Annotated in this window: 24 protein-coding genes; 4 read left to right on the forward strand and 20 right to left on the reverse strand. The window is 71.9% G+C overall.

Annotated features, from left to right (window positions below; genetic code table 11):
- Nucleotides 1-99: 99 nt before the first annotated feature.
- Nucleotides 100-1,749 (reverse strand): YifB family Mg chelatase-like AAA ATPase, encoded by a 1,650-nt coding sequence (locus NFU81_RS05185; RefSeq protein ID WP_251485438.1) that lies wholly within the window; start codon nucleotides 1,747-1,749, stop codon nucleotides 100-102.
- Nucleotides 1,749-2,111 (reverse strand): YraN family protein, encoded by a 363-nt coding sequence (locus NFU81_RS05190; protein WP_251485442.1) that lies wholly within the window; start codon nucleotides 2,109-2,111, stop codon nucleotides 1,749-1,751. The genes NFU81_RS05185 and NFU81_RS05190 overlap by 1 nt, the downstream gene beginning before the upstream one ends.
- On the opposite strand from NFU81_RS05190, the gene NFU81_RS05195 reads away from it, so the two are divergent.
- Nucleotides 2,110-2,304: a hypothetical protein gene (locus NFU81_RS05195; protein WP_251485444.1), complete on the forward strand. Its 195-nt coding sequence runs from the start codon at nucleotides 2,110-2,112 to the stop codon at nucleotides 2,302-2,304. The genes NFU81_RS05190 and NFU81_RS05195 overlap by 2 nt on opposite strands.
- Here NFU81_RS05195 and NFU81_RS05200 read toward each other — a convergent pair.
- The 12 genes from NFU81_RS05200 to proS form a co-directional block, all read right to left on the reverse strand.
- Nucleotides 2,294-2,620 (reverse strand): DUF2469 domain-containing protein, encoded by a 327-nt coding sequence (locus NFU81_RS05200; RefSeq protein WP_251485447.1) that lies wholly within the window; start codon nucleotides 2,618-2,620, stop codon nucleotides 2,294-2,296. The genes NFU81_RS05195 and NFU81_RS05200 overlap by 11 nt on opposite strands.
- Before the next feature lie 94 nt (nucleotides 2,621-2,714).
- Nucleotides 2,715-3,476: a signal peptidase I gene (gene lepB, locus NFU81_RS05205; protein WP_422665146.1), complete on the reverse strand. Its 762-nt coding sequence runs from the start codon at nucleotides 3,474-3,476 to the stop codon at nucleotides 2,715-2,717.
- A gap of 34 nt (nucleotides 3,477-3,510) precedes the next feature.
- Nucleotides 3,511-4,515, reverse strand: coding sequence for a signal peptidase I (lepB, locus tag NFU81_RS05210; protein ID WP_251485450.1), 1,005 nt, complete (start codon nucleotides 4,513-4,515; stop codon nucleotides 3,511-3,513).
- Complete coding sequence (gene lepB, locus NFU81_RS05215) at nucleotides 4,496-5,653, reverse strand: signal peptidase I (RefSeq protein WP_251485452.1); 1,158 nt, start codon at nucleotides 5,651-5,653, stop codon at nucleotides 4,496-4,498. The genes lepB (NFU81_RS05210) and lepB (NFU81_RS05215) overlap by 20 nt, the downstream gene beginning before the upstream one ends.
- Nucleotides 5,646-6,365, reverse strand: a complete 720-nt coding sequence (gene lepB / locus NFU81_RS05220; protein ID WP_251485455.1) for a signal peptidase I — start codon at nucleotides 6,363-6,365, stop codon at nucleotides 5,646-5,648. The genes lepB (NFU81_RS05215) and lepB (NFU81_RS05220) overlap by 8 nt, the downstream gene beginning before the upstream one ends.
- 45 nt (nucleotides 6,366-6,410) lie before the next feature.
- Complete coding sequence (gene rplS / locus NFU81_RS05225; RefSeq protein ID WP_251485688.1) at nucleotides 6,411-6,761, reverse strand: 50S ribosomal protein L19; 351 nt, start codon at nucleotides 6,759-6,761, stop codon at nucleotides 6,411-6,413.
- A gap of 133 nt (nucleotides 6,762-6,894) precedes the next feature.
- Nucleotides 6,895-7,716 (reverse strand): tRNA (guanosine(37)-N1)-methyltransferase TrmD, encoded by an 822-nt coding sequence (trmD, locus tag NFU81_RS05230; protein WP_251485456.1) that lies wholly within the window; start codon nucleotides 7,714-7,716, stop codon nucleotides 6,895-6,897.
- A gap of 1 nt (nucleotide 7,717) precedes the next feature.
- On the reverse strand, nucleotides 7,718-8,281 hold the full coding sequence (rimM, locus tag NFU81_RS05235) for a ribosome maturation factor RimM (protein WP_251485457.1): 564 nt from the start codon (nucleotides 8,279-8,281) through the stop codon (nucleotides 7,718-7,720).
- Nucleotides 8,282-8,404: 123 nt separating this feature from the next.
- Nucleotides 8,405-8,644, reverse strand: coding sequence for an RNA-binding protein (locus NFU81_RS05240; protein WP_033173065.1), 240 nt, complete (start codon nucleotides 8,642-8,644; stop codon nucleotides 8,405-8,407).
- Nucleotides 8,645-8,646: 2 nt separating this feature from the next.
- Nucleotides 8,647-9,090, reverse strand: coding sequence for a 30S ribosomal protein S16 (gene rpsP, locus NFU81_RS05245; RefSeq protein WP_251485458.1), 444 nt, complete (start codon nucleotides 9,088-9,090; stop codon nucleotides 8,647-8,649).
- Between the two features lie 148 nt (nucleotides 9,091-9,238).
- Nucleotides 9,239-9,829, reverse strand: a complete 591-nt coding sequence (locus tag NFU81_RS05250) for a hypothetical protein (protein ID WP_251485459.1) — start codon at nucleotides 9,827-9,829, stop codon at nucleotides 9,239-9,241.
- A gap of 231 nt (nucleotides 9,830-10,060) precedes the next feature.
- Nucleotides 10,061-11,473, reverse strand: a complete 1,413-nt coding sequence (gene proS, locus NFU81_RS05255) for a proline--tRNA ligase (protein WP_251485460.1) — start codon at nucleotides 11,471-11,473, stop codon at nucleotides 10,061-10,063.
- A gap of 194 nt (nucleotides 11,474-11,667) precedes the next feature.
- Here proS and NFU81_RS05260 point away from each other — a divergent pair, with 194 nt between their 5' ends.
- Complete coding sequence (locus NFU81_RS05260; protein ID WP_251485461.1) at nucleotides 11,668-12,510, forward strand: SAM-dependent methyltransferase; 843 nt, start codon at nucleotides 11,668-11,670, stop codon at nucleotides 12,508-12,510.
- 86 nt (nucleotides 12,511-12,596) lie between these two features.
- The gene (locus NFU81_RS05265) at nucleotides 12,597-13,100 is read left to right on the forward strand and encodes a ribonuclease FAU-1 family protein (RefSeq protein ID WP_251485463.1); all 504 of its coding nucleotides are present in this window, start codon (nucleotides 12,597-12,599) and stop codon (nucleotides 13,098-13,100) included.
- Between the two features lie 57 nt (nucleotides 13,101-13,157).
- Here NFU81_RS05265 and NFU81_RS05270 read toward each other — a convergent pair whose 3' ends face one another.
- The 6 genes from NFU81_RS05270 to nsdA form a co-directional block, all read right to left on the reverse strand.
- Nucleotides 13,158-13,673, reverse strand: a complete 516-nt coding sequence (locus tag NFU81_RS05270) for a GNAT family N-acetyltransferase (RefSeq protein WP_251485466.1) — start codon at nucleotides 13,671-13,673, stop codon at nucleotides 13,158-13,160.
- A 36-nt stretch (nucleotides 13,674-13,709) separates the two neighbouring features.
- The gene (gene ffh, locus NFU81_RS05275) at nucleotides 13,710-15,269 is read right to left on the reverse strand and encodes a signal recognition particle protein (protein WP_251485469.1); all 1,560 of its coding nucleotides are present in this window, start codon (nucleotides 15,267-15,269) and stop codon (nucleotides 13,710-13,712) included.
- 105 nt (nucleotides 15,270-15,374) lie between these two features.
- Nucleotides 15,375-17,804: a [protein-PII] uridylyltransferase gene (locus NFU81_RS05280; RefSeq protein ID WP_251485473.1), complete on the reverse strand. Its 2,430-nt coding sequence runs from the start codon at nucleotides 17,802-17,804 to the stop codon at nucleotides 15,375-15,377.
- Between the two features lie 25 nt (nucleotides 17,805-17,829).
- Nucleotides 17,830-18,168 (reverse strand): P-II family nitrogen regulator, encoded by a 339-nt coding sequence (locus NFU81_RS05285; protein ID WP_033173073.1) that lies wholly within the window; start codon nucleotides 18,166-18,168, stop codon nucleotides 17,830-17,832.
- Nucleotides 18,165-19,496, reverse strand: a complete 1,332-nt coding sequence (locus NFU81_RS05290; protein ID WP_251485476.1) for an ammonium transporter — start codon at nucleotides 19,494-19,496, stop codon at nucleotides 18,165-18,167. The genes NFU81_RS05285 and NFU81_RS05290 overlap by 4 nt, the downstream gene beginning before the upstream one ends.
- A 233-nt stretch (nucleotides 19,497-19,729) precedes the next feature.
- Nucleotides 19,730-21,190 (reverse strand): transcriptional repressor NsdA, encoded by a 1,461-nt coding sequence (nsdA, locus tag NFU81_RS05295; protein WP_251485479.1) that lies wholly within the window; start codon nucleotides 21,188-21,190, stop codon nucleotides 19,730-19,732.
- Between the two features lie 351 nt (nucleotides 21,191-21,541).
- Between nsdA and NFU81_RS05300 the strand changes: the two genes are divergently transcribed.
- Entirely contained in the window at nucleotides 21,542-22,267 is a 726-nt protein-coding gene (locus NFU81_RS05300) for a bifunctional DNA primase/polymerase (protein WP_422665147.1), read from the forward strand.

A 22,267-nucleotide genomic window follows, 5' to 3' on the forward strand; every position in this document is an offset into this window, starting at 1 on the left:
CGGCCGGCGGCACCGGCTCTCCCGCCGCCCGGGCAGGCGGCCAGCCGCGCTGGTCCGCTCGCTCCGTCGCCGCGTCCGCCTCGGGCGGCAGCCGCGGCGTCATCGGGCGCCGGCCGGGGTGGGGCCGCGGCCGACACCGGTGCGCAGCTGGAGTGCGGCTCTGACGTCCTCGGCGTCGGGGCAGAGGTGGCCGGCCAGGTCGGCCAGGGTCCAGGCGACGCGCAGGACCCGGTCCAGGCCGCGGGCGGTGAGCAGGCCGCGCTCCATGTCCCGCTCGGCCGGGTGCATCGCGCCCGGGGCGACCGGCCACCGGGTGCGCAGCTCGTGCCCGGGGATGTCGCCGTTGGCCCGCCAGGGGGTGCCGGCGTACCGCGCGGCGGCCCGCGCCCTGGCCTCCCGCACCCGAGCGGCGACGACCGCGGTGCTCTCCCCCGGGCCGCGGCCGATCAGCTCGGAGCGGCTGACCGCCTCGACCTCCACCCGCAGGTCCACCCGGTCGAGCAGCGGCCCCGACAGCCTGGCCTGGTAGCGCCGCACCGCGGTCGGTGAGCACTCGCAGCCCGCGCCCAGCAGCGAATAGCGCCCGCAGGGGCACGGGTTCGCCGCGAGCACCAGCATGAAGTGGGCCGGCAGCCGCATCACCCCGGCCGTGCGGGCCACGACCACATGCCCGGACTCCAGCGGCTGGCGCAGCGCTTCGAGCGCTTTCACGGTGAATTCCGGCGCTTCGTCCAGGAAGAGCACGCCACGGTGCGCGAGGGACACCGCTCCCGGTCTGGGCAGTCCGCTGCCGCCGCCCACCAGGGACGGCATCGTGGCCGAGTGGTGCGGTGCGCAGAAGGGCGGGGTGTCCACCAGCGGGCGGCCCACGGGGAGGATGCCGGCCACCGAGTGGACCGCGGTGACCTCAAGGGACTCCTGCCGGGTGAGCGGCGGCAGGATTCCGGGCAGCCGCTCGGCCAGCATGGTCTTGCCCGCTCCCGGCGGACCCTTCAGGTAGAGGTGGTGGGCGCCGGCCGCGGCGACCTCCAGGGCGAGCCGGGCCGCGGTCTGACCTGCCACGTCGGCCAGGTCGGGGCCTGCCGCCCGGCTGCCGTCCTGGCCGCCGGACGCCCCGCCGCCCAGCCCCGCGGGAAGCCCCGAGCCCACCCCGCCGCCGGGCGCGGTCAGCCCGGCCAGTATCGGGTCGGGGCGGCCCTGGCCGTAGAGGCTGTCGTCCTCCTCCTCGGGGACCGGCTCGTCGTTGAGCACCGCCACCAGCTGGCGCAGGCTGCGCACGCCGAGCACCGAGACGTCCGGCACGAGCGACGCCTCCGCCGTGGTGCGCTCGGGGACCACCACGTGGCGGTAGCCCGCCTCGGCCGCCGCCAGCACCGCGGGCAGCACGCCGCGCACCGGGCGGACCCGGCCGTCGAGGCCAAGCTCGCCGATCATCATCAGGTCGGCGATGGACGCGGGGGCGATCCGCTCGTTCGCGGCGAGCACCGCGCAGGCCACCGCCAGGTCGAACCCCGAGCCGCCCTTCGGCACGGACGCCGGGCTGAGGCCGACGGTGAGCTTCTTCTGCGGCCAGGTCTCCCCGCTGTTGACCAGTGCGGCGCGCACCCGGTCCCGGCTCTCGATCAGGCTCTTGTCGGGCAGGCCGACCAGCGTGAAAGCCGCGAGGCCCGGTTCCAGGTCGGCCTGGACCTCGACGACCACCCCCTCGACGCCGATCAGCGCGACCGAGCACGTACGGGCGAAGCCCATCACGCCACCCCCCGCACATGCTCCACCGCGGGGGCGCCGCGGTCGGGGAGGATCACGCCGACCAGGTCGATCCGCACTCCGCCCGGTGGCGCACCGCCGTGCTCCGCGGTCCATCGCTCGGCCAGCGACCTCAGCCGCTCCACTTTCGCCGTGGGCAGCGCCTCCATGGGGTGCTGGAACGGCCCTGCCCGCCGGGTCTTGACCTCGCAGACCACCAGGGCGTCGCCCTCGGTCGCAAGGATGTCGATCTCACCGCGGCGGCCGTGCCGCCAGTTGCGGCCCAGCACCGTCAGGCCTGCCGCCTGCAGGGCGCGGACTGCGACCTCCTCGCCGTACCGCCCCAGTGCACCTCGTGCGTTCATGGGTACCACCTCCGTCACTCACTGTGACAGAGAAGGACCGACCCAAGATGATCTTGATCGCAGCCTGTGGATAACTTTCCGCGACGCGGCCGACCAGACCGCCCCGGCCGACCAGACCGCCCCGGCCAACCAGACCGCCCCGGCCAACCCGCCGACCCCGCGCTACCGCCGCCCCGGCAGCCTCAGCTGTTGAAGCCCGAGTCGTCCGACGGCAGATCCAGATCCGCCTTGTTCAGCTCCTCAACGTTCACGTCCTTGAACGTGAGCACCCGCACCTGCTTCACGAAGCGGGCCGGCCTGTACATGTCCCAGACCCACGCATCGGCCATCGAGACCTCGAAGAACACCTCACCCTGCACCGAGTGCACCTGCATCTCGTAGTCGTTGGTGAGGTAGAAGCGCCGTTCGGTCTCGATCACGTACTTGAACAGGCCGACGACGTCGCGGTACTCCCTGTAGAGCTTCAGCTCCATCTCGGTCTCGTACTTTTCGAGGTCCTCGGCGCTCATCGTGTGTTCCCCTTCAGCCGTGCGTTCCCCCATTGTGCGTCACACGGTCTCACGCCCGCTCGGAAGTTCTCCGCACCCTGCACGTCCGCGGTGATCACCTGCGCCTCAGCAGCTTGGCCACCGGGTCGTAGGCGGCACCGCCCAGGATCAGCACGGCACCGGCGATGACCGCGAGCGTCAGCGGGCCGAGCGGCCCCTGCCCGGGCGACCCGCCGCCGGGGAGGACGTCGAAGGCGGAGGTGGGCGACAGCAGACCCATCCGGGATGCGGGCCAGGCCACACCGTCCACCCGGGCGCGGACGTCGGCAACCGGGACGGAACCGCCCTGGGCGTCGGCCAGGTGGATACGGGAGTCCTCGGAGACCGCCCGGTTGTCGCCGAGCAGGAATATCTGGCCGGCCGGGACCCGGCTGCTGAACTGGTCGAGGGAGGCGGGGCCGCCGCCCTTGAGGTAGGTCTCGTCGATCGGCTTGCCGTTCACCGTGAGCCGGCCCCGGGCGTCGCAGCACGCCACGACGTCACCGCCGACTCCGACGACCCGCTTGACCAGCGGCTCGTTGCCCCAGAGCTTGTCCTTGAAGATCACCACGTCACCGCGGTGCACGTCGGAGCCGGACACCTTCTGGGCCAGCAGCCGGTCGCCGGGCTGCACGGTCGGCACCATGGAGGTGGTCGGCACGGTGTAGGGCCGGTAGACCACCGCAGCCCAGATCGCGCCGCCCAGGAAGAGCACGCAGCCCAGCACGATCACTGCCCCGGACAGCCGGTGGCCGAGTCCGCCTCGCCCGCCGGCTGTGCCGCGTCCTACGGTGCTGTTCCCTGTGGTGCTGGTCATCGCACCGCTGCTGCTGCTCATGGACCGGAACCCTACCCGGCGGTACGGCCCCGGGTCAGCAGTCTTCCGTGCTCTCCTGCACCGGCTCGGCCTTGGACAGCAGCCGCCGCCTGCGCCACATCACCAGCGGCAGGGCGCCCGCCAGACCGGCCGCCACGGGGACGGATGTGCCCGCCGCGGCGTTGATGCCGGGCTGCGAGAAGGTCCCGGGGATGGACAGCACGTCCCAGCGGGTGACCGGCCAGGCCACCACGACCGCGCGCCCGACCACGTCGCTGTTCGGGACGGTGCCGCCGCCCGGGAGCGTGGTGTGGAAGCGGGAGTCGAGGGAGTCCTGGCGGTGGTCGCCCATCACCCAGATCCTGCCCTTGGGCACGTGCACGGTGAAGGGCACCTCGGGGCTGCAGGCGGTGTTGCCGGGGAAGATGTACGGCTCGTCCAGCGCCTTGCCGTTGACCATCAGCGGTCCCGTGCCCTTGCACGACACCGTGTCGCCGCCGACCCCGATCACCCGCTTGATCAGGTCCTTCTCGTCCGCCGACGGCATCAGCCCGATGAAGCTCAGGCCCTTCTGCAGCCCGCGCACCACCACGTTGCTGCTCGGCGAGGGGTTCTCCGGCAGCCAGCCGCCCGGGTCGTGGAAGACGACGACCTCGCCGCGGGTCGGCGTGGAGCCGAACCAGGGGGTGAGCTTGTCCACCAGCACCCGGTCGCCCTTGAGCAGGGTGTTGTTCATCGAGTCGGACGGGATGGAGAAGGCCTGCACCAGGAAAGTCTTGATCAGCAGCGCGAGCACCAGCGCGATGCCGATGAGCAGCGGCAGCTCCTTCCAGAACGACCGCTGCTTGCGGGCATGGGCGGCCCGCTCCGCGGACTCGTCGTCGTCCGGATCCCGCTCGGGCTCCGCGGGACCGACGGGGCCGACCGGGTCGCCGGGAACGCCGCCGGCCATCGCCGGAATGCCGTTCCCGGACAGCGCCGGGCCCGCCGCGGGGTCCGCGGCCCACACGCCGTTCGCCGGGTTGCCGCCCGGCGCCGGCTCATGCTCCGCGGGAGTCATGCCCGCGCCGTCGTCGTAGACCGGCCCCGCCGGGGGAGGTCCGGGGACCGCGGCGTCTGCCGCCGATTCGTCGGCCGGAGGCACCTCGGCATCCCGCTTCTCGGGCTCGCCGGGTCCAGACCGTGCGCCGACCACCAGGTCCCCCACATCCACTCCTCACTCCAGTCCGCCGCCCGCGCCCCATCCGGCGCAGGCCCGCCACTCCCATAACGAGCGAGAGTTCCGCAGGAGTCGGTAGCTGGCTCGTCCTTTGACCGTTGTTGGCCGAGCCCACCCTAGTGGGCTCGGCTGTGGCCGCCGCGGCAGCCGACCCCGGCGCGGGCACCGCCGAGAAGGTCGCCGGCTCCTTGAGTCGCGCCCAGTGGCCGATCGGCCAGCCGATCACGAAAGCCCGTCCGACCACCTGGCTCTCCGAGATGGTGCCGCCGCCGGGATCGTCCGTGTGGTACCGCGAGTCCGCTGAGTCGGAGCGGTGGTCGCCCATCACCCACAGCCGCCCCTGCGGTACGTGTTCGACGAATTTCATCATTGAGGGTGGATTTCCCGGGTACAGATAGGGCTCGTCCAGCGGCTTGCCGTTGACGAGCAGCCGGCCCTGGGCGTCGCAGCACTCCACCGTGTCGCCGCCGACCGCGATGACCCGCTTGATCAGGTCCTGCTCCCCGGTGGCGGGCAGCAGCCCGATGAAGGTGAAGAACTGCTTCACCTGCTTGATGACCACCGGGTCGGGTTTGGGCGTCGGCTCGCCCTTCAGCCAGCCGCCGGGGTCCTTGAAGACGACCACGTCGCCGCGGTGCGGCTGGGCGCCGAACCACGGGGTGAGCTTATCGACCAGCACCCGGTCGCCGATCTTGATGGTCTGCTCCATCGACCCGGACGGGATCACGAAGGCCTGCAGCAGGAAGGTCTTGAGCACCAGCGCGATCAGCAGCGCCACGAAGACCAGCAGCGGCACCTCCTTGGCCAGCGAGCGCCGCCGCTTGCGGCGGACCTTGCGGGCCAGCCGGCGCCGCTCGATCCTGGTGCTGCCGGACAGCCTGGGCGCCTGCCGGCCGTCGTCGGCCGCCGGCTCCTCCGCGGGACCGGCCTCCACCTGCGCACGGCCGCCGGCCGGGCGTGCCTTGCCGCGGTTACCCATGTGCGCCGGCCGGGGCGGGAACGGCGGCGAAGGTCGCGGGTCGGCGCAGCCGCGTCCAGTGGCCGACGGGCCAGCCGACCCATTCGGCGCGGCCGATCACCCGGCCGACCGGGACGGTGCCGCCGCCGGGATCGCCGAGGTGGTCGCGCGAGTCACGCGAGTCGTCGCGATGGTCGCCCATCACCCAGAGTCTTCCGTCCGGTACCACGATGTCGAACCGTACCCGGGACGGCGTGTCCCCGGCGTAAAGGTAGGTCTCGTCCAGCGGATGGCCGTTGACGAGGAGCCGGCCCTGCGCGTCGCAGCAGGTGACCCGGTCGCCGCCGACCCCGATCACGCGCTTGACGAAGTCCGTGCCGCCTCGCTGCGTGAACGACCCTTCGCCGTCGAACACGATCACGTCCCCCCGCCGCGGAGTGCCGCCGAAGCGGTACGCCAGCTTGTCCACCAGCACCCGGTCACCGATCCGCAGCGTGCCCTCCATGGAGCCGCTGGGCACCTGGAAGGGCTGCACCACGAAGGTGCTGACCAGCAGCAGCGCGGCCACAGCAGCGAGCGCGAGCAGGATCGTACGCCGCCAGTCGGCCCACCACAGCGGCAGCGACCGCGCAAGTCTCGTGCGCAGGACAACGGAACGCGACCGCTCCTCCGGTTCCGCCTGATCGGCGGCAGAGGAACGGTCGCGTTCCGGTACGGCTGCTTCGGTGTCCATCGAGGCCAGAGCTTATCCGGCCGCTGCCTGGATACCGCTACGCGCTCAGTTGTCGCGCTTCTCCTTGATCTTCGCGGCCTTGCCGCGCAGCTCACGGAGGTAGTACAGCTTCGCGCGGCGGACGTCGCCGCGGGTGACGACCTCGATCTTCTCGACGATCGGGGTGTGCACGGGGAAGGTGCGCTCGACACCGACGGAGAAGCTGACCTTGCGGACCGTGAAGGTCTCGCTGATGCCCGCGCCCTGACGCCGGATGACGACGCCCTTGAACTGCTGCACACGCGAGCGGTTGCCCTCGATGACGCGCACGTGGACGTTGACGGTGTCGCCGGGGCGGAACGCCGGCACGTCGGTGCGCAGCGAGGCGCTGTTGAGGCCGTCGATCAGGTTGGTCATGGTGGTGTCTGCTTCCTCGCCGATGCCACAGGTCATCGACGGAACATGGTGGTTCGTCATGGGGTCGGCCGCCGGTTCCGGTGGGCGTCGTTCCCCCTGTGGCAGGGGCGCGCGCCGGACGGGCAGCAGCCGCTCATTCTTCCACGGCGTAGGGGCTGGGCCCAAATCGCCCGTCGGGGCCCGGCTGCCAGCCGAGGATGCTGAGCATCTCCCGGTCCCGCCGGTCGAAGACGGCGGGGTCGCAACGCCGCACCAGGTCGGGCCGGTTGGCGACCGTACGCCGCAGGGCCTCGTCCCGCCGCCAGCGGGCGATCTTGCCGTGGTGGCCGCTGAGCAGCACCTCGGGGATGCCGCGGCCGCGCCACTGCGGAGGCTTGGTGAAGACCGGTCCCTCCAGCAGGTTTGCCATCGCGCCCGACGCAAAGGAGTCGTCGCGGTGCGACTGCGCATTGCCGAGGACTCCGGGCAGCAGCCTGGCGACGGCCTCGGTGATGACCAGTACGGCGGCCTCGCCGCCGGCCAGCACGTAGTCGCCGATGGAGACCTCGTGGACCGGCATCCTGGTGCGGTATTCGGCGGTGACGCGGCTGTCGATGCCCTCGTAGCGGGCGGGCGCGAAGATCAGCCAGGGGTGCGCGGACAGTTCCGCGGCGACTTCCTGGGTGAACGGCCGCCCGCTCGGGGTGGGGACGACCAGGGCGGGGCCGCCGGCGCCCGCCTCGTAACCGGCGGCCAGGGTGTCGTCCAGTGCCTCGCCCCACGGCCCGGTCATCATGACCATGCCGGGGCCGCCGCCGTACGGGGTGTCGTCGACGGTGTTGTGCCGGTCGTGCGCCCAGTCGCGCAGGTCGTGCACCCGGACGTCCAGGCGGCCCGCCGCACGGGCCTTGCCGACCAGCGAGACCTTCAGCGGTTCCAGGTACTCGGGGAAGATCGTGACGACGTCGATCCGCATCTCAGTCGCCGTCCACCGTGTCGTCGCCGGGGGCGTCCGCGGCGTCCTCCGCAGGCGCCTCGTCCAGCAGCCCGGGCGGCGGGTCGATCACCGCGCGCTGCTCCTCCAGGTCGATCTCCGGCACGATCTCGGCGACGAAGGGGATCAGCACCTCGGTCCCGTCCGGGCGGCGGACGACCAGCAGGTCCTGGTAGGGCAGGTGGCTGACCTCGGCGATCCGGCCGACCTCGCGGCCGTCGACGGTGACCACGTCGAGGTCGATCAGCTGGTGGTCGTAGAACTCCTCCGGGTCCTCGGGAGTCTCCTGCGGATCCACCTCGGCGATCAGCAGCGTGTTACGCAGCGCCTCGGCGCCCGTGCGGTCGCTGACGCCTTCGAAGCGCAGCATCAGCCTGCCGCTGTGCACCCGCCCCGTGGCGATGGTCAGCGGTCCGGTGGCGGCCGGGTCCGTGGCCAGGACGGCGCCCGGCGCGAGCCGCAGCTCCGGCTCGTCGGTGCGCACCTCGATGCTCACCTCGCCCTTGATGCCGTGGGCGCGGCCGATCCTGCCGACTACCAGCTGCATGGAGCGCTTCACCTCTCGTACGTGATGGGGGTGGGCCTTCGGTGGTACGTCATACGGCTCGGGCCGGGAGCGGCATCGCCACCCCCGGCCCGAGCCGGTGTTTCCGTGCGGTACGGCCGGTGCTCAGCGCACCTGGTCGACGTCGACCAGGTCGACGCGGATACCGCGGCCGCCGAGCGCACCCACGACCGTACGCAGTGCGCGGGCGGTACGGCCGTTGCGGCCGATCACCTTGCCGAGGTCGTCGGGGTGCACCCGGACCTCCAGCACACTGCCGCGGCGCAGGGTACGCATGTCCACCTGCACATCGTCGGGGTTGTCGACGATGCCCTTCACGAGGTGCTCAAGAGCCTCCTCAAGCACGCTCAGGCCTCGGTGGACTCAGCCGCGGCCGGGGCCTCGGCGGTGTCGTCGGCCTTCTTGTCGGCCTTCTTCGCCTTGGGGGTGATCGCCTCACCCTTGGGCTCGTCGGCGCTGTCCTTGGCCGCGGCCTCGAACAGGACGCGCTTGTCGGCCTTCGGCTCGGCGACCAGCAGCGGCGCGGGGGCCTCGAGGCCCTTGTACTTCTGCCAGTCGCCGGTGAGCTTGAGGATGGCGAGCACGGGCTCGGTCGGCTGGGCGCCGACGGAGAGCCAGTACTGGGCGCGGTCCGAGTCGACCTCGATGCGCGACGGGTTCTGCACCGGGTGGTACAGGCCGATCTCCTCGATGGCCCGGCCGTCACGGCGGGTACGGGAGTCGGCGACGACGATGCGGTAGTGAGGCGAACGGATCTTGCCCAGACGCTTCAGCTTGATCTTGACTGCCACGGGAGTGGGTTCTCCTGGTGTTGACGTGTTTGGGCACGGCGGACTTCCACGTGGGGTTGCGGGAGTCTTGCGCCCGATGGACGCGTCAGCCGAAGGAGAGAGGGTTCCTGCACGGCTGTCGAGTTCTCAGCTGGACATTCTGCCACACTCAGGCGGCGCCCACGACCTCCGGGATACGGAAGGGCTGCCCGCAGGCCCCGCACATGATGGGCGCCTGGGCCAGCACGGACGGCACGACGCGCACATTGCGCCCGCAGTCGCAGACCGCCTTGACCCGCACACCGCCGCCCGACGAACCGTGGCGTGCGGCCGGTCCGCGGAAGGAGCTGGCGGTGTCCGCCGTGGTGGCCACGCTGTGGGCCTTGAGGGCGCGCTGCAGCCGGTCGATGGTCACCCGATATCGCTTGCGGGTGTCCGGGCGCATCACCACGAGTGAGAACCCGCTGCTGGGATGCGGCTCCTCGGCATGGTCGAGGCCCATCTCGTCTGCAATGGCCAGGAAACGGCGGTTGTGGTAGCGGCCGGCACGCGAGGTGTCACGGATGCCGCGTGCTGCGGCGATCCCGTGCACTGCCTCGTGCAGCAGCCTTTCGAAGGAGAGTGCGTTGCCGCAGGCGGACGACGACTCTCCGATCAGGGACTCGGGGGCGGCCAGATCGGGCAGCTCGGGGTGGTGCCGTTGAATGTCGGCCCACGCGACTGCCAGCTCGGCGGCGAGAACAGGTGGTGTCGTGCTCACGCCGTGACAACGAGCCGGGCGCTCCCGGTGTTCCGATTCCGGGCCAGCCCAATTAATTTGCACTGATCGGTCAGTTCCGGATGATGCGCCGTGGATGGGCGTGGATGGGCATGACGCAGGGCGGGTGCGGAGGACAGTGGAGAACCCGCGCACCCGCCCCATCGTCGGACGAACCACGTATTACGTACATCGGTTTTCGGTCAGCGGACGCCGGCGGGCGCCGCGCGCGGGCTAGTAGGCCCGCGCGACGATCGCCAGGGTGCCCGGAGCGTCGTCGGAGTCGGGAACCCCGCCGTCCTTGGTGACCAGGCACCGCACGGAAACGCCCTGCTGGGCCAGCTCCTCCTCGCCCACCGGGCCGAGGTCGGCCCACGGGATGCGCGCCCAGCCGGTGGCCGCGGCCTCGACCGCCTCCTCGATGGTCGCGACGTCCACAGTGCGGGATTCCCGGCGCTCGCGGGACTCCCGCAGCAGCTGCGCCTGGTCCTCCTCGAGCACGGTCGGCAGCAGCGCGGCGAGGCTGTCGATCGCGACCGGCGTCTTGCCGCCGGGAATGCGCCGCGCCAGCATCGCGGTGCCGGCCTCCAGGTCGCGCGGGCCGATCTCGATCCGCACCGGCACACCCTTGAGCTCCCAGTCGACCGCGCGGCGGCCGAACGGGGTGTCGGTGCGGTCGTCCACCACGACCCGCAGCCCGGCGGCGGTCAGCTTCTCGCCGACCTCCCGCACCTTGGCCACGACCTCGTCGTCACCCTTGATCGCCAGTACGACGACCTGAACGTGCGCGAGACGCGGCGGCACCCGCAGCCCGTTGTCGTCGCCGTGCATCATGATCAGCCCGCCGACCATGCGCGTGCTGCTGCCCCACGACGTCTGCCAGACGTGCTCCTGCTCGCCGTCCGCGGACAGGTACTGCGTGTGGAAGGCCTTCGCGAAGTTCTGGCCGAGCTCGTGGCTGGTGCCGAGCTGCAGCGCCTTGCCGTCGCCCATCATGCCTTCGAGGGTGAGGGTGTTGATCGCCCCGGCGAAGCGCTCCTTGGCCGTCTTGCGGCCCAGCACCACGTCCATGCCCAGCACCTCGGCCATGAAGTCGGCGTAGACATCGCGGTGGATCCTCGCCGCGTAGTCGCGCGCGTCCTCGTAGGTGGCGTGCGCGGTGTGGCCCTCCTGCCAGAGGAACTCGGTGGTGCGCAGGAAGATGCGCGGCCGCATCTCCCACCGCACCACGTTCGCCCACTGGTTGATCAGCAGCGGCAGGTCCCGGTAGCTCTGCACCCACTTCGAGAAGTACTCGTTGATGATCGTCTCGGAGGTGGGCCGCACCACGACCGGCTCTTCGAGGTCCTTGCCGCCGCCGTGCGTGACGACCGCCAGCTCCGGCGCGAACCCCTCGACGTGCTCGGCCTCCCGGGTCAGGAAGGACTGCGGGATGAACAGCGGGAAGTACGCGTTCTGCGCACCGGCCTGCTTGATCCGTACGTCCATCTCCTGCTGCATCCGCTCCCACAGGCCGTAGCCGTACGGTCGGATGACCATGGTGCCGCGGACCGGGCCGTTGTCGGCCAGTTCTGCCTTGTTGATCAGGTCCTGGTACCAGCGCGGGAAGTCGTCCGCCTGGGGGGTGAGAACGGGAGCCTTTGCCATGCAGGCGATGGTACGTGGCGAGGCCGTCGCAGTGTGAATCGGTTACGCCCGCGGGACCGGCCGCGGAACGTGTGAAAAACGGCTCCCCCGGACCCTGGACGGCACGGGCAAACAGCAGTTGTCTGGCTCTCGGGGACGAAAGCGGCACTCATCCCACGGGGGAACACGGCGAAGCGTGGCTGATTGGGGCTTCGATGGCACCTACCCTCTATCGCGGATCCAGGCCGGCGACGGCACTCCAGGGCCGGGCACGGGACTGGGCCGAGATCCAGGAACGCATGCTCGTACCGCTCTACGACACCGTTCACGACCGGCTCGACGTCGGCCGCAACACCAGACTCCTCGCCCTGGACTGCGGCTCGGGACTTGCGCTGCTGCTCGCGGCGGCACGGGGCGCGGCCGTCACCGGATACGACCAGGACCCCGACCGGCTGCGGCTGGCGGCGGACAGGATGGCCGCACCGCAAAGGCTCGGCACATTACCGCGGGGCGCGCTCACGACGGATACCGAGGCATGTTTGCGGACCGGCGCACCGGCACCCGCGGATCTGCGCGCGGGCGGCTACGGCGTCGTCACCGCACTCGACCCGGCGACGCCGGCCGAGGTCCTGCGGCCCGCGCTGTCCGCGGTCGCCGCGTCGGCCCGTCCTGGCAGCGCGGTGGTACTGGCCGGCTGGGGGCCGCCGGAGCGCTGCTCGGCCGCCAGGGTGCTGAAGGTCGCCGCACGGCTGGCAGAACCGCGGGGCCAGGCGGTGCCGCCGCCGCGGCTCAGCGGCAGGGACGACCTGGAGGACCTGGCCAGGGGCGCCGGGCTGCGGCCCGACGGTTCAGGGCGGGTGTCCTGCCCGTTCGGCTACCAGGACCAGGCCAGTGCCGTACGCGGCCTGCTGTCGACCGGCCTGTTCGACCCCGCGGTGGCCGCCACCGACCAGCAGCAGGTGGAGAAGGAGATCGCCGAGGCCCTGCACCCCTACCGGCGCCCCGACGGCACCGTCCGGATGGAGAACGTCTTCCGCTATCTGATCGCCCGCGTCTGACCGCCCGCGCCCGGCCTGGTCAGGCCGGCCCGCACGGGGCGAGAAACCCGGTGGCCGCCGGTCGCGGCATCGGCAAGGGTGGAGGCATGTCCACCACTCCCCTGCCGCCCGGCGCCCCGGCGTCCGTACGCCTGGTCAAGGCCGGGCGCGAGAAGGTCAGCTACCCCGCCACCGTGGTCGCCGACGACGGCGTCCGCGTGACCGTGACGGCGCCCTGGTCGCTGCCGCACGTCCGCGACTTCGGCTTCGTGCGCTTCGAACCCGGCGACCTGTTCACCGAGCACTACTGGCGCGACCGGTGGTACGCGGTCAAGGAGGTGCGCGACGCCCGCGGCGTGCCCAAGGGCTGGTACTGCGACATCACCCGCCCGGTCGTCGTCGCGGACGGCGCGCTCACCTCGGAGGACCTGGATCTGGACCTGTGGGTGTCGGCCGACGGCAGCAGTGTGCTGCGGCTGGACGAGGACGAGTTCGCCGCCAGCGGTCTCGCCGAGCGCGACCCGGACGCGGCCGGGCGGGCGGCGCGGGCGCTGGACGAGCTGGAGGCGCTGGCCCGCCGCGACGGCGGCCTGGCCCCGCTCCTCGGCTGACGGCGCACGGATCGCGGCCCGTACCCGCCCCGGGTACGGGCCGCGGTCCGTACCCGGCTACAGGCCCGGCCACTCCTCCGCCGTCATGGCGAAGCGTTCGTGGTCGCGCCAGGCGTCGTTGATGAACAGCATCCGCGGTGAGAAGCCCTCGTGCCGGAAGCCGAGCCGCTTGGCCATGGCCACCGAGCGGATGTTGTCCGGCTGGACGCTGATCTCCAGCCGGTGCAGGCCCAGTCCGCCCGGCTCCGCGGTGAAGCAGCGGTCCACCACCAGCCGCAGGCCCTCGCTCATCCGCCCCGTGCCGTTGTACGGGACGTAACTGTCGTAGCCGAGGGCGGCGTTGCGGAAGCGGGCCATGACGATGTTGGCGACGTTGCACTTGCCGACGATGCCGCCGTCCGCGTCGTTGATGATCAGGAAGGTCCGCAGCCCGACGCCCTGCCGCCGCAGCAGCTCGGGCAGGCCGTCGGGCTCCACCGGATTCCACGGTGCAAGATGCTCCACCGACTGCAGCACCGCACTGCGGTGCGCCTCGACGTCGCTGGACCTGGGCTCTCTGATCGATACGCGCATACGCCCATCATCCCGCGAGGTCGGGACGCCCCCGCGTCAGCCCATGAACTTCTTGAACTCGTCGGGCAGTTCGAAGTCCTGGCCGCCGCCCGGCAGGCCGAAGGGGCTGCCGCCCTGGCCGGCGTCCTGGCCCTGCTGATCCTCGCGGCGGGCCGCGGCCGCGGCGGCGTCGGCCTTGCGCTTCATCGGGTTGCCGCTCTGCCGCTTGCCCTTGGCCTGCTTCTGCTGCTTCTTCTGCCGGCCGGGACCGCCACCCATGCCCGGCATCCCCGGCATTCCGGGCATTCCGCCGCCCTGCGCCATCCGCGACATCATCTTGCGCGCCTCGAAGAACCGCTCGACCAGGCTCTTGACCGCGCTGACCTCGACGCCCGAGCCCTTGGCGATACGCGCCCTGCGGGAGCCGTTGATCAGGTGCGGGTCGGCACGCTCGCCCGGGGTCATGGACTTGATGATCGCGGCGGTGCGGTCGACGTCCCTCTCGTCCAGGTTGTTGATCTGGTCCTTGATCTGCCCCATGCCCGGCAGCATGCCGAGCAGCTTGGAGATCGAGCCCATCTTGCGGACCTGCTCCATCTGGGCCAGGAAGTCGTCGAGCGTGAACTCCTTGGGACCCTTCGCCAGCTTGGCCGCCATCTTCTCGGCCTCGGCCTGGCTGAAGGTCTGCTCGGCCTTCTCGATCAGCGACAGCATGTCGCCCATGCCCAGGATGCGGGACGCCATCCGGTCCGGGTGGAACGCGTCGAAGTCGTCCAGCTTCTCGCCGTTCGACGCGAACATGATCTGCTTGCCGGTGACATGCGCGATCGACAGGGCCGCGCCGCCGCGGGCGTCGCCGTCGAGCTTGGAGAGCACCACGCCGTCGAAGCCGACGCCGTCGCGGAAGGCCTCCGCGGTGTTGACCGCGTCCTGGCCGATCATCGCGTCGACGACGAAGAGGATCTCGTCGGGGTGGGTGGCGTCGCGGATGTCCGCGGCCTGCTGCATCAGCTCCTGGTCGACGCCGAGGCGGCCGGCGGTGTCGACGATCACGATGTCGTACTGCCGCGACGTGGCGAAGTCGATGGAGTCCTTGGCGACCTTGACCGGGTCGCCGACGCCGTTGCCCGGCTCCGGCGCGTAGACCGCGACGCCCGCGCGCTCGGCGACGACGCTGAGCTGGTTGACGGCGTTCGGCCGCTGGAGGTCGCAGGCGACCAGCAGCGGGGTGTGGCCCTGGCCCTGCAGCCACTTGCCGAGCTTGCCCGCGAGCGTGGTCTTGCCGGCGCCCTGGAGGCCGGCCAGCATGATCACGGTCGGCGGCTGCTTGGCGAAGCGCAGCCTGCGCGTCTCGCCACCGAGGATGGTGACCAGTTCCTCGTTGACGATCTTGATGACCTGCTGTGCGGGGTTCAGCGCCTGCGAGACCTCGGCGCCGGAGGCCCGCTGCTTGACGTTGGCGATGAAGGCGCGCACGGCGGGCAGCGCCACGTCCGCCTCGAGGAGCGCGATCCGGATCTCGCGCGCGGTGGCGTCGATGTCCGCCTCGGACAGACGGCCGCGCCCCCGGAGGGTCTTGAAGGTATTCGCGAGGCGATCAGACAGAGTGTCGAACACGGTGGTCGCAGATCCTCGGGGTCGGGAGTGGAAACGTCGCCTCCCAGAGTATCCGTCCGGACGGGAAGCCGGACCTGCCCGCCGGATGCGGCGGGCAGGACCGGCTCAGCGCAGCGCCGCCTCCACCTGTCGGGCCACCTCCGCGGCTCTGGGCGGCGGCAGCGGGTTGCCGTCCTTGCCGACGACGTAGAAGGCGTCGACCGCGTTGGCGCCCAGCGTGGAGATGCGGGCCGAGCGCACGGTGACGCCGGTCGCGGTCAGGGCCAGGCCGATGCGGTGCAGCAGGCCGGGGGCGTCGTGCGCACGGACCTCGATCACCGTGGCGGTCTGCGAGGTGTGCCCGGGGGCGACGGAGACCCGGGGCGGCGGCGGGGTGATACCGCGCCGCCGGGGGTAGGCCGCCTCCCGCTCGGCGAGCCTGGCCTCGATGTCGAGGGTGCCCTCGAAGGCCCGTGCCAGGTCGGCCCGCAGCCTGGCGGTCTCGGGCAGGGCGCCGTACTCCGCCGAGACCCGCCAGCTGAGCAGCGCGACCTGGCCCTCGCCGATCGGGTCGACGGCCCGCAGGTCGGCGGCTCTGACGCCGAGCCGGTGCAGCGCCAGGACGCCGGCGGCCTGGGCGAGCAGCGCGGGCCGGTCGGGCACGGCGAGCAGCAGTTCCACGCCGAGCGCCTCGTCCAGGGCGTCGCCCTCGCCGTCGGGCTCCGCGTGGGCGTGCAGGGCCAGCACCGGGCCGCGAGTGCGGGCCGCCTCGACGGCGAGGCGCTCCTCCTCCGCGGTGGAGTCGCGCTCCGCGGCTTCCGGCAGCGCGCCGGTGTCCAGCGCCCCGGCGACCCGCTCGACCAGTTCCGCCAGCAGCGAGGCGCGCCAGGTGCTCCAGGCGGCAGGGCCGGTGGCAAGGGCGTCGGCCTCGGTGAGAGCGGCCAGCAGCTCCAGCGTGGAGGTGTCCCGTACGGTGCCGGCGACCGCGCGTACGGTCTCCGGGTCGTCCAGGTCGCGCCGGGTCGCGGTGTCGATCAGCAGCAGGTGGTGGCGTACGAGCAGGGCCAGGGTGTCGACGTCCGCACTGCTGAAGCCGATCCTGGTGGCCATGTCGCGGGCGATGACCTCGCCGGCCTCGCTGTGGTCGCCGGGCCAGCCCTTGCCGATGTCGTGCAGCAGGGCCGCGGTCAGCAGCAGGTCGGGGCGGCCGACCCGGCGGGTGAGGCCGGCGGCCTGCACGGCGGTCTCGACGAGGTGCCGGTCGACGGTGAAGCGGTGCACGGCGTTGCGCTGCGGGCGGCAGCGGACCCGGTCCCAGTCCGGCAGCAGCCGGGTGATCAGGCCTTCGGCCTCCAGCGCCTCCCACACCTGGACGGTGGACTCGCCGGCGCCGAGCAGCCTGACCAGCTGCTCACGGGCCTCCGCGGGCCACGGCACGGGCAGCGGCCGAGCGGCGGCGGCCAGCCTGCGCACCGCGTGCAGCGACAGCGGCAGGCCCGCCTGGGCGGCGGCCGCGGCGGCCCGCAGCGGCAGCACCGGGTCGCGGTCGGGCTTCGCGGCCAGCGCGAGCACCGCCTCGCCCTCCTGCTCCACGACGCCCTCCGCCAGCGGTACCCGCTCGGGCACGTGGCCGGCCGGGGCGCTTCTGCCGCGGCCGAGCAGCCGGCGGCGCGGCCGGGACTCGCGGGCCTGCAGCACCCTGCCGACCTCGCGCCAGGTGACGTCAGAGGCGTAGGAGATCCGCCGGGCGGCCTCGTAGACCTGGCGCAGCAGGGTGTCGGCGTCGAGCAGGCCGAGGGCGTCGGCGACCTGGTCCTGCTCCTGGAGAGCGAGCCGGTCGGTGGCCCGCCCGGTGACCAGGTGCAGGGCGTCACGGGCGTCGAGCAGCCGGGTACGCGCCTCCTCCAGGCCCTCGCGGGGCGCGTCGGCCAGCCAGGACGCGGCGACGGCCCGCAGCGCGGTGGCGTCCCGCAGGCCTCCGCGGGCCTCCTTGAGGTCGGGTTCCAGCAGGTAGGACAGCTCGCCCTGGCGCTCGGCCCGCTCCTGGCACAGTTCGAGCAGCGCGGGCAGCCGCTTGGGCGCCTGGTTGCGCCAGTCGGCCAGGACCGCGGTGCGCAGCGCGGAGCTGAGGGCGGGGTCCCCCGCGAGGTGGCGGGCGTCGAGCAGGCCGAGCTGGACCTTGAGGTCGTCGGCGGCGGCCTTGCGTGCCTCGTCGGGGGTGCGCACGGAGTGGTCGAGGGCCAGGCCGAGGTCCCACACCGGGTACCAGAGCCGGTCGGCGAGCGCCCCGACGGACTTCTCCGAGTCGTGCAGCAGCACCAGGTCCAGGTCGCTGCGCGGGGACAGCTCGCCGCGGCCGTAGCCGCCGACGGCGAGCAGTGCCCAGCCACCCGTGCCGGTCACCGCGGCGGCGTCGGCCGCCAGGCCGCCGAGCCAGCGGTCGGTGAGTGCGGCCAGTGCCGCGCGGCGCGGCGGCCCGGACCGCGCCTCCTCGGTGAGAAGGCGCAGCCGGGCCGCCGCGTAACTGTCGTCCTGCGCTTCGACGCTGTCGGTCACTCGTTCTCCAGCGCTGGGTTGGGGGTCAGAGCGCGTCGGGTCCGCGCTCGCCGGTACGGACCCGTACGGCCGTGTCGACCGGGAGGCTCCACACCTTGCCGTCTCCGATTTTGCCGGTTCTGGCCGCTTTCACCACGACATCGATGAGCTGGTCGGCGTCGGAGTCCTCGACCAGGACCTCGATCCGGATCTTCGGCACCAGGTCGACGGTGTACTCGGCGCCGCGGTAGACCTCGGTGTGGCCGCGCTGCCTGCCGTAGCCGCTGGCCTCGGTCACGGTCAGGCCGTGGACCCCGAAGGCCTGCAGTGCTTCCTTGATCTCGTCCAGGCGGTGTGGCTTCACGACCGCGGTGATGAGCTTCACGCGTCCACCTTCTTGCTCGCCGCGGAGCCCGCACCCGCCGGGGTCGCCGCGTGTCCTGTGCTGCCGATGCCGGAGAAGTCGTACGCGGTCTCCGCGTGCTCGGCCTGGTCGATGCCGCTGACCTCGATCTCCTCGGGGACCCTGAAGCCCATCACCAGGTCGATCGCCTTGGCGAGGATCGCCGAGACCACCAGGGAGTAGCCGAGTACGGAGAAGACACCGGTGGCCTGGACGCCCAGCTGGTGCCAGCCGCCGCCGTAGAAGACGCCCTTGACGTCCTGCCCGACGCCGCCGGTGGCCAGCAGGCCGATGAGCAGCGAGCCGACGATGCCGCCGACCATGTGGACGCCGACCACGTCGAGCGAGTCGTCGTAGTTGAAGCGGTACTTCAGACCCACCGCGGCGGCGCAGATCACACCGGCGATGACACCGACCGCGATGGCGCCCAGCGGGCTGACCGAGGCGCAGGACGGGGTGATCGCGACCAGGCCGGCGACCGCGCCGGACGCGGCGCCCAGGGTGGTGAAGGAGCCGTGCCTGATCCGCTCGTAGAGCAGCCAGCCGATCATGGCGGCGGCGGTGGCGATCTGGGTGTTGATGAACACCGTGGAGGCGACACCGTCGGCGGTGATCTCCGAGCCGGCGTTGAAGCCGAACCAGCCGAACCACAGCAGACCGGCGCCGAGCATGACCCACGGCATGCTGTGCGGGCGCATGGGGTCGCGCTTGAAGCCGACCCGCTTGCCGATCACCAGGATCACACCGAGGGCGGCCGCACCGGCGTTGATGTGCACCGCGGTACCGCCGGCGAAGTCGATGACGCCCTTCTTCATCAGCCATCCGCCGCCCCACACCCAGTGGGCGACGGGGAAGTAGACCACCGTGGCCCACAGGGCGATGAAGACCGACCAGGCCACGAACTTCACGCGGTCGGCGAGTGCACCGCTGATCAGCGCGGGGGTGATGATCGCGAACATCAGCTGGAAGGCGGCGAAGGCGAATATCGGGGTCCCGGTGGCCCCCCACAGGTCATCGGGAGCGATGTCGCGCAGGCCGAGCCAGTCGGTGCCGCCGATGAATCCGCCGTGGTCGCTGTCGAAGGCGAAGCTGAATCCGTAGCCCGTCCACAACAGGGTGATGATCCCCAGGCTGATGAAGCTCATCATCAGCATGTTCAGGGCGCTTTTCACTCGGACCATGCCGCCGTAGAAGAACGCCAGCCCCGGCGTCATCAGCATCACCAGCGCGGAGCTGAGAAGCAGAAACGCGGTATTGCCGGTGTCGAGCTTGGGCGCATCTGCGGCCAGTGTGAAGATGGCTGGTGCCATCGGCGTCTCCTCGTCGTCCGAACGGCCCGAGCGGGCGGTGCAGGGGTGGGCCGGTTTTCGCCATGAGATTGGCTGAGCCGGGTTTCACCCGATGCCGCAGGGTGTTTCGCCGCCGTGACGAAGAAGTCGCGTGTGTTACGCGGAGATGAACCGTCCTCCGGTTCGGTGAAAGATGTATACGGGTGGGGAAAGAGATCGCCTGGGCAGCGGCCTTCCCGGCTCGCGGCCCTCGGCTAGGCGGTCTCCGCCACCTCGGGCAGTTCGACCGAGAGTCGGTCGGCGAGCTTGACGACGTCGGGGACATCGCCGAAGTCGCGGACCGCGGTTCCGGTGGTTTTCCGGATTCGGGTGTTGACCCGTTCCGACCTGACCCTTTTCGCGACCGTCATGGCCTGGTCGGTGAAATACGCGGCCTGCTCGGGTTCGCGCTGCAGCAGGTGAACGCTGGCCAGGCCGACCAGGTTGAGCGCATAGGCCCGCTGGTGGACCGGGTCGTTGCTGAAGCCCTCGACGGCCTTCTCCATCACCGGGTGGGCCAGTGACGCGTAGGCGGGGCTGCGGCCCGCGACATAGGCCAGGTCGCGGTAGGAGTGGGCGTTCTCCGCGTGCAGCTCGGCCTCGTTGAAGAAGTTGATCCAGCTCGGGTCCTCGGCGGCGCGGGACTCGGTGAAGGTGTCCTCGGCGGCGCGGACCGCCCGGTGGCACTTGTTGACCTGGCCCATGTTGGCGTAGGCCCGAGCCTCCAGCGCGTACAGCATCGCCTGGGTCGTGGCGCTCGCCGACTCGCGGCTGCCGTACTGGGCGAGGTGGATCAGCTCCAGGGCGTCGTCGGGCCGGTCGAGGTGGATCATCTGCCGGCTCATCGAGGACAGGATGAAGGCGCCCAGCGGGCGGTCGCCCGCCTCCTTGGCCGCGTGCAGCGCGAGCACCAGGTACTTCTGCGCGGTGGGCTGGAGCCCCACGTCGTAGCTCATCCAGCCGGCCAGCGCCGCGAGGTCCGCGGTGACGCGGTAGAGGCGCTGCGCGACGGCCTCGGAGTGCGAGTCCTGGAGCAGGTCGGTGACCTCGTGCAGCTGGCCGACCACCGCCTTGCGGCGCAGCCCGCCGCCGCACTGGCTGTCCCACACGCGGAACATCTCGGCAGTGGACTCCAGCAGTTGCAGCTCCTGCTCGGACAGCCGGGACGGCCGCCCGCCGCCGTCGCGGGGCGCGGTGAGCACCGGGGGCGCCAGGGTGGCCGGCGAGGTCGGCACCAGCCAGCGCTGCATGGGCTCGATGAGCGCGGGTCCCGCGGACAGCACCAGGGAGGCGCCGAGGAAGCCGCGGCGGCCGAGCATCAGGTCGCTGCGGGAGAACTCGCTGATCATCTCGACGGTCTGCGGGCCGGTCCACGGCAGGTCCACGTCGCCGCCGGCCTGCGGCTGGTGCGCGGAGCGCAGGCCCAGGTCCTCGACGGGGACGACACAGCCGAAGCGCTCGGAGAACAGCTCGGAGAGGATGCGTGGTATCGGCTCGCGCGGCTGCTCGCCGTCCAGCCAGCGGCGCACCCGTGAGGTGTCGGTGCTGACGTGGTGCGCCCCGAGCTGGCGTGCCCTCCGGTTGACCTGACGGGCCAGCTCGCCCTTGGACCAGCCGCTGCGCAAGAACCACGAACTCAGCTGCGCATTGGGCTGCCTGTCTGCTGTGCCGCCCACGGTCAAGCCCCCATCCCGGTCTCGCTCGACCCCTCGCCCCAGTGATTACCAGGGTCCGTCGGGTCCTGTCCGCCGGTTGCCGAAAGTGTCGGCGGCCGGTCCGGTGGCCATGGACCGGACGGAGGTGCCTGTGGCACATGCACAGGCTGCGAACGGTTCACTGCCATGAACTCACGAACTGAAAGTAGTCCTACCTTCACTCGTCCGGCGCCCACGTGTGGGGAAACGCCACCATTCGCCACCCCATCGAATGAACTCGGTTGCGACTCCAGGCGATTCACTTGACACATGCCGGTCGCACGAGCAGGGACGGGCGCGTAACCATCGCGGCGGCGATCCGTTGGAGGTGTCATGGTGTTCACGATCGGCAGCATGAAGGAGACGCGGCAGCAGCGGAACGGCGTACGGGAGGTCCCCCGGGCGGGGGCGCGACCCGGAATGCGTGCCGGCGTGCGCCGGCGGACGCACGCGGGGGTGTGCACCACGGTAGGCGACTACGCCGGGCGCTGCGGTTGGGCGGTCGTACCCGGAGCGCGGGTCTCCCGCGGCGGCGGCCCCTGCTCGTGCGGGAACGCCGACTGCAGGGAGCCGGGCGCGCATCCGCTGCCCTTCGCCGACGAGATCCCGGCCGGCGCGTCCCCTGCGAGCGCCGCCGAGGCGTGGGCGCGGGTGCCGGGCGCGGCGGTGCTGCTGCCCGCCGGACGGTCCTTCGACGTGATCGAGGTGGCCGAGGGGCCGGGACGCCGCGCACTGGTGCGGCTGGAGCGGATGGGGCTGCGGCTGGGCCCGGTCCTGCTGACGCCCGCCGGCCGCGCGCAGTTCTTCGTCGCGCCGGGTGCCGCGGCGGAGCTGCCGCACCTGCTGTACCGCATGGGCTGGGACGACGCGGAGCTGGACCTGCGCTGCCTGGGTCCCGGCGACCATGTCACCGCTCCCCCGTCGGACCTCGGCGGCCGCGGCCCGGTGCGCTGGCTGCGCGAGCCGCTGCCGGGCGGCGCCCCGCAGCCCCCGGAGGCCAGGCTGCTGCTCGGCACCCTCGCGTTCGTCTGCCACCGGGACCGGGCGGCCTACGCGTAG

Source organism: Actinacidiphila cocklensis, assembly GCF_907177275.1.
Lineage (GTDB): Bacteria > Actinomycetota > Actinomycetes > Streptomycetales > Streptomycetaceae > Actinacidiphila > Actinacidiphila cocklensis.